Origin of the sequence: Mycobacterium sp. (genome assembly GCF_035314905.1) — a bacterium.
GTDB lineage: Bacteria > Actinomycetota > Actinomycetes > Mycobacteriales > Mycobacteriaceae > Mycobacterium.
Map to the genome: position 1 here is coordinate 1 of NZ_DATFYW010000065.1, position 11,370 is coordinate 11,370.

Below are 11,370 nucleotides of genomic sequence, written 5' to 3' on the forward strand. Positions count from 1 at the left end.
CCCTCGGGCACCGGCTGTTTCGGTGGGAGGCCGTTCGGGGTAGCTTTCGCATGTGACACTTGGCCCCGATTCCGACGAACCCATCGGTGAAGAGGTCCCCATCGCCGATGCGGTGGAGCAGCGGCTCCCGGTCGGTGAAACGCGCGAGCTCTCCGAGGACTTTCAGCCGACCGAGGCCAGCCAGATAGCGGCCGGGAACCCCGCGCCCACCGACGTCGATCCTGCGGACTGGCAGGAGCAGTTGACCAGTGCCGACACCGGCGACGAGGACTGGGACGACCAGGACAACTCCTAGCCCCGGCCCACCGAGGTTTAGCCCCGTTAACCAACGGGAACCCGGTGCGGGGGCGGGCAACGGCGCTCGTCGCCCTACAGAGCGACCGCGCTCACCGAAAAAGCCAACAAGGAGGAATTCATGGCGGAAAACAGCGGACCCGAGGAAGCCATCAAGGGCGTCGTCGAGGACGCCAAAGGCAAGGCCAAGGAAGCCGTCGGCACCGTGACGGGTCGCGACGACCTGGTCGGTGAGGGAAAGGCCCAGCAGGACAAGGCCGAGGCCGAGCGGGGCGCCGCCAAGAAGGAGGCCGAGGCGGAGTCGGCTCGTGCCGGTGCCAAGGCTGCCGAACAACGCCAGAAGTCCCACCAGTAACCCGTGCTCCGTGGCGCGGGTGGGCCCAGTCCGAATCGGACTGGGCCCACCTTTTTTAGATTTTGGCGCGCGAAATCAGCCGTGCGTTGGGCGACTGCCGCGCGAGCCGTGCGACGCGGCGGCGCTCCAGGAGTACCCACACCGACCCGGCGGCGGCCACGACCGCGATGACGCCGAGCCCGACGGTCCAACCGAGACGGCCTATCCCCGCAGCAGCGAGGCAGGCCACCAAAGCCACTGTGGCCAAACCGATGAGGAAGTAGCCGGGCAGGCTGCGGGTGTCCTTCATCGCCTCGCCGGCGCGCGGGACGGTGGTGCGGGCATGGTCTGTCGGATCTACGTCTGCCACCAGTTTGTCCTCCCGTGATCAAGTCGTTTAGCCTGGCTAACCTCACGGCGGCATCACGAAACTCCCCGGCGGATGGTCCACGTCGGGAAGCGGGCGCGCGCCTGCGTTAGGCCGCGTGCCGATGCGAGCTGCCGACCGGGTGGTCGGCCCTCCAGCGCGCCTCGATGCGGCGCACCCGGCGATGCTCGACGGCAATCCAGGCCGAGCCGGCCGCGACCGCGGTGAGCGCGATCACACCTGTCGCCAGGAGCCACTCGTGATGTTTGTAGGCGGCAGCCGCCACACAGCCAACCAACGCGACTAGCCCCACCGCCAGCAGGAAGAACCCAGGCCAGAAGTAGACGTCGATCATCGACTCGCCAGCGTGCTGGTGATGTGTGCGGGAGTGATCAACCGGATCGTGATGCGTATCTCCCATCGCATCTCTCCTTAACTAGAGATACCCATCAGGATACTCACGAAATGCGCATGCGGATGCCCGAATTTGGCTGTGACGTGGGGCTATGCCTCAAAGCAGCGCAACCGGCGCGGTCATCCCCAACACGACCAGCATGAACAACATCAAGAACCAGCCCGCGCCCTGCCAGATCCACCAACCGCCACGCGCCCGCCACACCTGAAAGGTCCGCACGAAGGCCCAGATCCCGCCGACCGCGAGGATCAGCGCAGGCCCGATCGCCAAGGCGTTGCGCTGCAATCCGCTGCAGTGCGCCAGGGACCCCTCGCCCGTGCCTGACTTGCAGCCGCTGAGCCAGGCGAGGCAGGCCAGCAGGACCACCAGCGCGATCGCCACGACGACGCCGCAGAAGCGCGCCGCCGCCGCAAAGGTTTGCCGATCGCGGCGCGGCTCGCTCGTGTCGGGCGCCATCTTCATGATTGTCCCCTGTGATGTGGCGTTCGGCTCATCGCGTTCCCGCTACGCCGCAACGGCAAACGCGTCGCGGCAACCTGTCGGTGGTCGTCGGTGTGCTTGTGGGACAACACGATTTCCGTGGTGGGCCCGACCTCGCCGGGCTCACAGCCATGCATGCGCTCTACCCGCGGCGACCATTCCCACCGCTGGTCAGCAAAGTAGAACCGAAACCACCCGACACGCTGCGGCGCTCCACCGGCCAACGCCCGCCCGATGGGGGATGCGCCCATGTCGTCGACCGGATTCTCGGCCACGGCACGAAGAATATCCCGTCCACCGGGCACTTCGTGCGCGCTTGGTCGGCCATCAGAACGTGGGCACCTCAGGAGCCGGACAGCTCCCAGACCGTAGCCGACATCCGGTTCAGGATCGCGTCGGCGTTTGCTTGGCCGCCGTCGTCGCCCTGACAGGACATGGCTTGAACGATCGCATTGATGCGGACCCGGGCCTGCCCGTAGCACACCCAGAGCATCGGCAGGTCGGTCTGCTCCTTGTTCCACCGTGCGGTGTCTGCGGTGATGTCGTTGACGGCGAACTTCCACGCGGCCTCGGCCTTGACGTTCTTGCCGTCGCAGGGCGGCAGGCCCGACGTTGCTGTCGTGAATGCCGTTGTGGCACTTGGCGCGTCGGGGTAGACGGCCACAGCCTGCGTGATGACGTGGTCGTGCACAGCAGAGCTGCCGTCGGACAGCAGCAGCAGATGGAATGCGCTGAAGCCGTTGCCGATGAAGGGTTGCATGCCGACGGTGTCCAGCGCGGCGCAGGGGCCCTCCGCCGGATCACCCGCCACCGGGCGGCTGACGTCGGCCTGCAGCTGCAGCTTCGCCCCGACGATGTCGCTCAGCTGCGACGGGGTCAGCAGGATGCTGTCGAGGTCGCCGCCGGACACCGGCCGGCTCACGTGTGACGGCGGCGCGACGGCACGACCGCCGATCGGCTGCGCGCAGCCGGCTAGCAACAGCGCCGCCGCGAAAAGTCCCGCGAGGGACACCGGCAGCCGCATGACGGCATCCTACCTGCGCGTGCCGTGCCCTCCAGCAAACGGATGCGGGGGCTCAGCGGCGCGTATTCTCCGCCGGCGGGGCAGGGCGTCCGGCTCTTGGGCTCCCTCCTCGCCCAGCAGCCGCTGTTCGATCAGCTCGGCGCCGCGGGCCACGCCCCCGGTGGCGGCGAACCCTTCGGCAACGCGGCGGGCCCCGTCGGCCATCGTCATGGCCTGACGGACTTTGGCCCGGAGACGCTGGGGGGTGAGCTTTTTCGCGGGCAGCCGGGTGCCGCAACGGGCCACCTCGACCCGACGGGCGACCTCGGCCTGGTCGCGTGCGAACGGCACCGCACAGACCGGCACGCCACGACTCAAAGCCTTCTGCGTGGTGCCCATCCCGCCATGGGTGACCGCGCAGATCGTGCGGTCGAGCACCGCGCCGTGCGGCACGAACCGCCGGACGGTCGCGTTGGCCGGCGCGACGACACCGTCGGGCACCCCCGCGGGAAACGTCACCACCATGTGGACGGGTTCGTCGGCCAGCGCCGTCAACGCGGTGAGTGCGAGCCGGGTGTCGGCCTGCCGGATGGAGGAAGTGGTGACCAGCACGATCGGTCGGTCGATCGTGGCGAGCCAGTCCGGAACGGCCGGCGCGGGCTCGAACGCGCACGGGCCGATCATGTGCACCGTGTCACCCCAGTGGGTTTGCGGGTACTCGAAAGGTTTGCCGCTGGCCACCAGCATCAGCGGCGGCCGCCGGAAGAACTCGTCGACGGAGCGGACTTCCGGCGCGCCGACCGACACCCGTATGGCGTTGACGCGCGGCAGCATCGGCCCGTCCATCACCCGCCGGACCACGGCGCGCACGCCGGCGTCGCGGAAGCGCCCGGCCAAGCCGGGCCACGGGGCGAGGCCGGGACCGAACGGCGGCGTGCCCGGTGATTGCAGAAACGGCGTGAACGGCGAGAACACCGACCAGGGTGTGGTGCCCGCGTCGGCCGCCGACATGGCGCCCCAGCAGTTGGCGTCGATGATGAGCGCATCCGGGTGAACCTGATCGATCGCGGCAGCCAGATCGCCGACTTCGAGCGCGGCTCGATGGCAGAGCACGTCGATCGTCATCTTCAGCACGCCGAACGCGTTGCCCGCGGTCCAGTCTTCGCCTGCGATGTCCTCGATCCGCGGGTTCACGCAAGCGGTTTGCACGCCGAGGCGGCGGCCGGTGGCGAGACCGTCAGACAGGGTGCGCAAGTGGACGTCGTGGCCACGCCCGACCAGCTCGGACAATAGCGGGCACATCGGGTACAGGTGACCCAGTGCCGGGGAACCGTAGGCGAGCACGACTGCCATATCCCATATTCGTACCCGCCGGGGGTCGGTTTTGTTCAGGTTCACGCCGGGCAGGGCGACCAGAACCGCCGTGTTGAGCATGTACTCAGCTTGACGCGAACACCCGCCGACTTGTCGTACCCGGTTGGCACCATGGATGGGTGACTGTGGATCGGTCTGCCCGCTCCCCGCTTGCGCGTTTCGGCATCGCCACGCGCGAGTGGTTTGAGGGCACCTTCGACGCGCCCACGCCGGCGCAGGCCCAGGCCTGGTCGGCGATCGCCGACGGCGCTAACACGCTGGTCATCGCCCCCACCGGCTCAGGCAAGACGCTCGCGGCGTTCCTGTGGGCCATCGACCGGCTGACCGCCGAACCCGAGTCGGGCCGCGGGCTGGGGGTACCACCCGCTTGCGGGGGACTCCCCCGCGCGGGGGCGGGCACCAAGGTTCTTTACGTCTCGCCGCTGAAGGCGCTCGCCGTCGACGTCGAGCGGAACCTGCGCGCCCCGCTGACCGGCATCACCCGCACCTCCCAGCGGCTCGGGCTGCCCGATCCCGGGATCTCCGTGGGCGTGCGGTCCGGCGACACCCCACCCGCGCGCCGCCGTGAGCTGATCACCCGGCCGCCGGACATCCTGATCACCACCCCCGAGTCGTTGTTCTTGATGCTGACCTCGGCGGCCCGGGAAACCCTCGCCGGGGTGCAGACGGTCATCGTCGACGAAGTGCACGCGGTGGCCGGCACCAAACGTGGCTCGCATCTGGCCTTGTCGCTGGAAAGGTTGGACCTGCTGCTGGAGCGGCCTGCGCAGCGGATCGGCCTGTCGGCCACGGTGCGTCCCGCCGGGGAGGTCGCGCGGTTCCTGTCCGGGCAGGCCCCCGCGACCATCGTGTCGCCGCGCGCCGAAAAGACGTTCGACATGTCGGTCGTCGTCCCGGTGCCGGACATGGCGAAGCTGGAGAACAACACGATCTGGCCCGACGTCGAGCAGCGCATCGCCGACTTGATCGAGGCCCACCAGTCCACGATCGTGTTCACGAACTCTCGCCGGCTTGCCGAGCGACTCACGTCCCGGCTCAACGAGATTCACGCGCAGCGGTTGGGAATTGAGTTGGTCGCCGAACCGAACTCGCAGGTGCCCGGCGGCGCGCCGGCCCACATCATGGGCATGAGCCAGACGTTCGGCGCCGAGTCGCTGCTTGCGCGGGCGCATCACGGCTCGGTCAGCAAGGAGCAGCGGGCCGCGGTAGAGGACGACCTGAAAAGCGGCAGGCTCAAGGCGGTCGTCGCCACGTCGAGTCTCGAACTCGGAATCGACATGGGCGCCGTCGATTTGGTGATCCAGGTCGAGGCGCCGCCGTCGGTGGCCAGCGGTCTGCAGCGCATCGGGCGCGCCGGCCACCAGGTCGGCGAGATCTCACGCGGCGTGGTCTTTCCCAAGCACCGCACCGATCTGGTGAGCTGCGCGGTGACCGTCCAGCGCATGCTCGCCGGCCAGATCGAGCAGCTCCGCGTCCCCGCCAACCCACTCGACGTGCTGGCGCAGCACACCGTCGCCGCCTGCGCGCTGGAGCCTCTGGACGCCGACCACTGGTTCGATACGGTCCGGCGCAGCGCGCCGTTTGCCACCCTGCCCCGCAGCGCGTTCGAAGCGACGCTGGACCTGCTCAGCGGGAAGTACCCGTCAACCGAATTCGCCGAGCTCAGGCCGCGGCTCGTGTACGACCGCGACGCCGGCACGCTCACCGGTCGGCCCGGCGCGCAGCGGCTGGCCGTCACCTCCGGCGGCGCGATCCCCGACCGCGGCATGTTCACGGTTTACCTGGCGGCAAGCGCGGACTCCGGGAAGCCCTCCCGCGTCGGCGAACTCGACGAGGAGATGGTTTACGAATCACGTCCCGGCGATGTGATCTCTCTGGGCGCTACCAGCTGGCGTATCACCGAGATCACCCACGATCGGGTTCTGGTGATACCGGCGTTCGGCGAACCCGCGCGGCTGCCTTTTTGGCACGGCGACGGTGCGGGCCGACCCGCCGAACTCGGCGCCGCGCTGGGCGCGTTCACCGGTGAGCTAGCGCGGCTGGATGACGAAGAATTTAAGAAACGATGCGCGACTTTGGGTTTCGATGGGCACGCCGGCGAGAATCTGCGCCACCTGCTCGACGACCAGCGCCGGGCCACCAACGCCGTGCCCACCGACACCACGCTGGTTGTCGAGCGATTCCGCGACGAGCTGGGCGACTGGCGCGTGATACTGCACTCGCCGTACGGGCTTCGCGTGCACGGGCCCCTCGCGCTGGCGATCGGCCGGCGGCTGCGCGAGCGATACGGGATCGACGAGAAGCCGACCGCGTCCGACGACGGGATCGTCGTCCGGCTGCCGGACACGGAAGACGCTTCGCCGGGGGCTGATCTGTTCGTGTTCGAGGCCGACGAGATCGAACCGATCGTCACCGCCGAGGTAGGCGGGTCGGCGTTGTTCGCGTCGCGGTTCCGCGAGTGCGCCGCCCGCGCGTTGCTGCTCCCCCGACGCCACCCGGGCCGGCGGTCGCCACTGTGGCACCAACGTCAGCGCGCCGCGCAGTTGCTCGACGTGGCCCGCAAGTACCCCGACTTCCCGATCGTGCTGGAGACGGTCCGCGAATGCCTGCAGGACGTCTACGACGTGCCCGCGCTCACCGAGTTGATGACCCGGGTCGCGCAACGCAGGGTTCGCGTTGTCGAGGTTGAGACCACGACCCCGTCGCCGTACGCGGCCTCGCTGCTGTTCGGCTACGTCGGCGCGTTCATGTACGAGGGCGACGCGCCGCTTGCCGAGCGCCGTGCCGCGGCGCTGTCGCTGGACACCACGTTGCTCGCCGAGCTGCTGGGCCGGGTCGAGCTGCGCGAACTGCTCGACGCCGAGGTGGTCGCCGCGACGCACCGGCAACTGCAACATGTGAGCCCGGACCGCCAGGCCCCCGACGTCGAGGGCCTGGCGGACCTGCTGCGGCTGCTCGGCCCGCTGACCGGGGACGAAATCGCCGAGCGATCCACCGCGGCCGACGTCGGTGGCTGGCTGGAGGGCCTGCGCGCGGCCCGGCGCGCGGTCACGGTTTCCTACGCGGGGCGGATGTGGTGGGTCGCCGTCGAGGACGTCGGCCGCCTGCGCGACGGCGTCGGCATTGCGGTGCCGCCCGGGGTGCCGGCCAGCTTCACCGAGCCGGTTGCCGACCCGCTGACCGAGCTTCTCGGTCGCTACGCCCGCACCCGCGGGCCTTTCACAACCGCCGACGCCGCGGCGAGGTTCGGGCTGGGGCTGCGGGTGGCCGCCGACGTGCTGGGCCGGCTGGCGGTCGACGGCAAGTTGACCCCCGGTGAGTTCTCCGACCTGCCTGAGCCGGACCAGTGGTGTGACTCCGAGGTGCTGCGGTTGCTCAGGCGGCGGTCGTTGGCTGCGTTGCGGGCCCAGGTCGAGCCGGTCAGCACCGCCGCCTACGGCCGGTTCCTGCCGACCTGGCAGCAGGTGGGCGCGCAGGGGTCGTCGGGCGTCGATGGCCTCGCCGCGGTGATCGAGCAGCTGGCCGGGGTGCCGATGCCCGCGTCGGCGATCGAGCCGCTCGTGTTGGCCCAGCGCGTCCGCGACTACCAGCCGGCGATGCTCGACGAGCTGCTGGCCGCCGGGGAGGTCACCTGGTCGGGTGCAGGCATGATCTCGGGCAGCGACGGCTGGATCGCTCTGCACCCCGCCGAGACCGCGCCGCTGTCGCTCCCAGCGCCGGCCGAGATCGAGTTCACCGACCGCCACCGGATGATCTTGGACATGTTGTGTCACGGCGGCGGCTACTTCTTCCGGCAGTTGGCCGACGACGACACGGAGGAGCCCAAGCGGGCGCTGTGGGAGTTGGTGTGGGCCGGCTGGGTCACCGGCGACACGTTTGCGCCGGTGCGCGCGCTGCTGGCCGGATCGCAGCGCGGGCGGCGCTCAGCGCCCGCCCATCGGCAACAGCGCAGGCCGCCGCGGTTGAGCCGGTACAGCGTCGCGCACGCGCACGCGCGGGCCGCGGATCCGACGGTGGCGGGCCGGTGGTCGGCGTTGCCGACTCCTGAGCCGGATTCGACGGTGCGCGCGCACTTCACCGCCGAGTCGCTGCTCGGCCGCTACGGCGTGCTCACCAGGGGCAGCGTGCCCGGGGGCTTCGCGACGCTCTACAAGGTGCTGACGGCACTTGAAGACGCCGGCCGGTGCCAACGCGGTTACTTCGTGGAGTCACTGGGCGGTGCCCAGTTCGCCGCGGCCTCCACCGTCGACCGGCTGCGGTCGTTCCAGGACAGCATCGACCCGGACCGACCCGGGTACCGGGCGGTGGTGCTGGCCGCCGCCGACCCGGCCAACCCGTATGGGTCGGCATTGCCGTGGCCGTCCAAACGCTCGGCCGGCGACGACGAGACCCCCCACAGACCCGGCCGCAAGGCGGGCGCGATCGTCGTCCTGGTCGACGGCGAGCTCGTGTGGTTCCTGGAGCGCGGCGGCCGCTCGCTGCTGAGCTTCGGCACCGACGACGTCGAGACCGGGCGGGCGGCCGCGGAGGCACTCGCCGAACTGGTCGGGGCGGGACGCATTGGCGGCCTTCTCGTGGAGAGGGTCGACGGCGTATCGGTGCTGGAGCCATCACCGGCAGATGAACGCGCGGGGGTGGCGGCGGCGCTCGCCGACGCCGGGTTCGTCAGGACACCGCGCGGCCTGCGGCTGCGGGCCTGAGATGAGCGCCGGCGCGAAGGGCCGATGGTCCTGAGATGCCCGAAGGCGACACAGTCTGGCACACCGCCGCCAACCTGCGCGACGGGCTCGTTGGCAAGACGCTGACCCGGTGCGACGTGCGGGTGCCTGCCTTCGCGACGGTCGATCTGTCCGGCCATGCCGTCGGCGAAGTGATCAGCCGGGGCAAGCATCTGTTCATCCGGGTCGGGCCGGCCAGCATCCACTCCCACCTGAAGATGGAGGGCAGCTGGCGGGTGGCAGGCCCGCAGCGCCGCCGCTGGCGCGACAGCGACCACCGAGTCCGGATCATCCTGGAAACCAACGACGTGCAGGCCGTCGGTATCGATCTGGGCACGCTGGAGGTCCTCGACCGCGAACACGACCTGTCCGTCGTCGCGCACCTCGGCCCCGATCTTCTCGGCGACGACTGGAACGCTCAGCGGGCGGCGGCCAACCTCGCCGCCGGACCGCACAGGCCCGTCGCGGCAGCGCTCTTGGATCAGCGGGTGATGGCCGGGGTCGGCAACGTGTACTGCAACGAGTTGTGCTTCATCAGCGGTCATCTGCCGACTTCACCGGTGGCTGAGGTCGCCGATCCGCTACGTCTGGTGTCGCGGGCGCACGAGATGCTGATGGCCAACCGGTGGCGGTGGAACCGAACGACCACAGGGAACCGTAGGCACGGACACGAGCTGTGGGTCTATGGCAGGCGCGGGGAACCGTGCCGACGCTGCGGAACGCTCATCGAGTCCGACTGGGGGCTGGGAGTACCACCCGTTTGCGGGGGACTCCCGCTCGCGGGGGGCAGCGGCGATCGGATCACCTATTGGTGCCCGAGCTGCCAGCGTTAGACGCGTGGACGCCGGACCCGACCTGCTTCATTTCCTCGGCGATCGTGGCCTCGATGCTGTTGATCGTCGAGTCATCCATCGCTACAACGGTTTTTGCTGTTGATCGCGACAGCACCCGGTCCACCGACAGCTGGCTCTCCGGTGGCATGATGACGATCACCACAGCGGTCCCGGCGTCGAGGGCCTTACCGATCTCGTGGCGCAAGCGGGACCTGAGCTCGTGGTCGGCGAACTTCGCGACCGCAGCACCGGCGACGGCGCCGAGGGCCACCGTGGCCAGAATGGGAGCGGCGAACAAGCCCACGACGATACCGATCGCCACACCCCAGCCGGCGCCTTGGCGGGCGAGGTGGTTTCCGGTCTCCACCACTGTGGGCTTTCCGTCGGCGTCCTTGCTCACGAGCAACGCGTCGCGAACGTCGAACACCTTTTTGCGCAGCCGATCGGCGAGAAACACCCAATCCTGGCGGGCCGTGTCCAGATCGGGATACCCGGCGATCATGATCAGGTGGTGCTTCTCGCTCATGATTGCCATCGTCGCCCCCGCGGTCGCCGCCCACACGTGGGCGAAAGTCCTCGAAACCGGGGGATTGATGCCCTAAACGCGTTAGTCGAACAGGTCTGGGTGCGAGGCGATGTACTGCTCGACGGTCAGGGCCGGTTGCCCGGTGATGTGCGCGACGTCGTCAGTGACCCGGTTGTAGCGGTCTTCGCGATGCAGCCGCGCCATCGTCGCGATGTGCTGCTGAACGTGGTCGGGCAGCCCCGACGGTCGCAGGCATTGCCGCAGCCATTCGTCGTAGGGCATGTCCTCTGCCGCGATCGGACGCTTCAGCGCGCGTGAGTATTGCTCGGCGAGGCCGTGAATGTCGAGCGCCTGGGGGCCCGTGAGCTCGTAGACCTTTCCGATGTGGTCGGCGGGATCGCGCAGGACGGTCGCGACCACGCGCGCCACGTCGGACGCAGCGACAGGCGAGGTGCGACCGGTCCCGAACGGCAGCGCCAAGACTCCGCGGTCACGAACCGACCGCCGGTCCAAAAGTGTGAAGAGCGGATTGTCGAGAAACACCGTCGGCCTCACGTGCACCACCGGCACACCGGACCAGTTCATGATCTGCTCGGAGAGCCAGTGCAGCCGCTGCTGCCGCGATTCTTCGGTGCTGGTCAGCGTCATCTGCGACACCGTCATCTGCGACATGTTCGCGATCACCTCGAGACCGCCATAGTCGAGTGCCGCCGCACACACGACGGCGGTGGCCTGCAGGTAGTCGAGCGAGACGCTCATGTTGAAGAACATCCGGGTGACGCCGTGGATCGCGGCGACGACGTCCTCCGGCCGGGTCAGGTCGCCGACGATGACCTCCGCGCCGAGTTCGCGCAGCCGATCGGCGCGTATGTCGTCGCGGTGCACCATCCCCCGCACCTGCTCGCCCTTTTCCAGCAGAAGCTCGACAACGGTGCGGCTCACGCCGCCGACGGCGCCTGCCGCGCCGGTAATCAGGTACATGCCCTCAAATTAGCGCCCTCGGCAGCCTCGACCGGATTCACTACG

Annotated in this window: 11 protein-coding genes and 1 pseudogene; 4 read left to right on the forward strand and 8 right to left on the reverse strand. The window is 69.3% G+C overall.

What is annotated here, in order from left to right:
* Positions 1-52: 52 nt before the first annotated feature.
* Together VKG81_RS04940 and VKG81_RS04945 are read left to right on the forward strand one after the other, a co-directional pair.
* Complete coding sequence (locus tag VKG81_RS04940; protein ID WP_324390248.1) at positions 53-295, forward strand: hypothetical protein; 243 nt, start codon at positions 53-55, stop codon at positions 293-295.
* Between the two features lie 120 nt (positions 296-415).
* Complete coding sequence (locus VKG81_RS04945; protein WP_324390250.1) at positions 416-649, forward strand: CsbD family protein; 234 nt, start codon at positions 416-418, stop codon at positions 647-649.
* 55 nt (positions 650-704) lie between these two features.
* Here the strand turns inward: VKG81_RS04945 and VKG81_RS04950 are convergent, their stop codons facing one another.
* The 6 genes and pseudogenes from VKG81_RS04950 to VKG81_RS04975 all read right to left on the reverse strand — a co-directional run bounded on the left by VKG81_RS04950 (position 705) and on the right by VKG81_RS04975 (position 4,246).
* Positions 705-998 (reverse strand): hypothetical protein, encoded by a 294-nt coding sequence (locus VKG81_RS04950; protein WP_324390252.1) that lies wholly within the window; start codon positions 996-998, stop codon positions 705-707.
* Positions 999-1,104: 106 nt separating this feature from the next.
* A complete protein-coding gene (gene usfY, locus VKG81_RS04955) occupies positions 1,105-1,416 on the reverse strand; it encodes a protein UsfY (RefSeq protein WP_324390254.1) in 312 nt (103 codons plus the stop codon).
* Between the two features lie 90 nt (positions 1,417-1,506).
* A complete protein-coding gene (locus VKG81_RS04960; RefSeq protein WP_324390256.1) occupies positions 1,507-1,866 on the reverse strand; it encodes a hypothetical protein in 360 nt (119 codons plus the stop codon).
* A gap of 32 nt (positions 1,867-1,898) precedes the next feature.
* Positions 1,899-2,165 (reverse strand): annotated as a pseudogene (locus VKG81_RS04965) (antitermination regulator); the annotation flags it as partial.
* Positions 2,166-2,233: 68 nt separating this feature from the next.
* The gene (locus tag VKG81_RS04970; protein ID WP_324390259.1) at positions 2,234-2,914 is read right to left on the reverse strand and encodes a sensor domain-containing protein; all 681 of its coding nucleotides are present in this window, start codon (positions 2,912-2,914) and stop codon (positions 2,234-2,236) included.
* Positions 2,915-2,923: 9 nt separating this feature from the next.
* Positions 2,924-4,246, reverse strand: a complete 1,323-nt coding sequence (locus VKG81_RS04975; protein ID WP_324390302.1) for a nucleotide disphospho-sugar-binding domain-containing protein — start codon at positions 4,244-4,246, stop codon at positions 2,924-2,926.
* A gap of 146 nt (positions 4,247-4,392) precedes the next feature.
* On the opposite strand from VKG81_RS04975, the gene VKG81_RS04980 reads away from it, so the two are divergent.
* The gene (locus tag VKG81_RS04980; RefSeq protein WP_324390304.1) at positions 4,393-8,967 is read left to right on the forward strand and encodes an ATP-dependent helicase; all 4,575 of its coding nucleotides are present in this window, start codon (positions 4,393-4,395) and stop codon (positions 8,965-8,967) included.
* Between the two features lie 35 nt (positions 8,968-9,002).
* Entirely contained in the window at positions 9,003-9,818 is an 816-nt protein-coding gene (nei2, locus tag VKG81_RS04985; RefSeq protein WP_324390261.1) for an endonuclease VIII Nei2, read from the forward strand.
* On the opposite strand, the gene VKG81_RS04990 is transcribed toward nei2, so the two are convergent.
* The gene (locus VKG81_RS04990) at positions 9,787-10,344 is read right to left on the reverse strand and encodes a DUF1269 domain-containing protein (RefSeq protein ID WP_324390263.1); all 558 of its coding nucleotides are present in this window, start codon (positions 10,342-10,344) and stop codon (positions 9,787-9,789) included. The two genes, nei2 and VKG81_RS04990, sit on opposite strands and share 32 nt — an antisense overlap.
* Positions 10,345-10,425: 81 nt before the next feature.
* On the reverse strand, positions 10,426-11,325 hold the full coding sequence (locus VKG81_RS04995) for an NAD(P)H-binding protein (RefSeq protein ID WP_324390264.1): 900 nt from the start codon (positions 11,323-11,325) through the stop codon (positions 10,426-10,428).
* Positions 11,326-11,370: the final 45 nt, after the last annotated feature.

What these genes read in the sequence shown, in the direction of transcription:
- VKG81_RS04970 (WP_324390259.1), bottom strand. Translation starts at nt 2,914, where the DNA reads ATGCGGCTGCCGGTGTCCCTCGCGGGACTTTTCGCGGCGGCGCTGTTG.
- VKG81_RS04995 (WP_324390264.1), bottom strand. Translation starts at nt 11,325, where the DNA reads ATGTACCTGATTACCGGCGCGGCAGGCGCCGTCGGCGGCGTGAGCCGC.
- VKG81_RS04975 (WP_324390302.1), bottom strand. Translation starts at nt 4,246, where the DNA reads ATGGCAGTCGTGCTCGCCTACGGTTCCCCGGCACTGGGTCACCTGTAC.
- usfY (WP_324390254.1), bottom strand. Translation starts at nt 1,416, where the DNA reads ATGGGAGATACGCATCACGATCCGGTTGATCACTCCCGCACACATCAC.
- VKG81_RS04990 (WP_324390263.1), bottom strand. Translation starts at nt 10,344, where the DNA reads ATGAGCGAGAAGCACCACCTGATCATGATCGCCGGGTATCCCGATCTG.
- VKG81_RS04960 (WP_324390256.1), bottom strand. Translation starts at nt 1,866, where the DNA reads ATGGCGCCCGACACGAGCGAGCCGCGCCGCGATCGGCAAACCTTTGCG.
- VKG81_RS04945 (WP_324390250.1), top strand. Translation starts at nt 416, where the DNA reads ATGGCGGAAAACAGCGGACCCGAGGAAGCCATCAAGGGCGTCGTCGAG.
- nei2 (WP_324390261.1), top strand. Translation starts at nt 9,003, where the DNA reads ATGCCCGAAGGCGACACAGTCTGGCACACCGCCGCCAACCTGCGCGAC.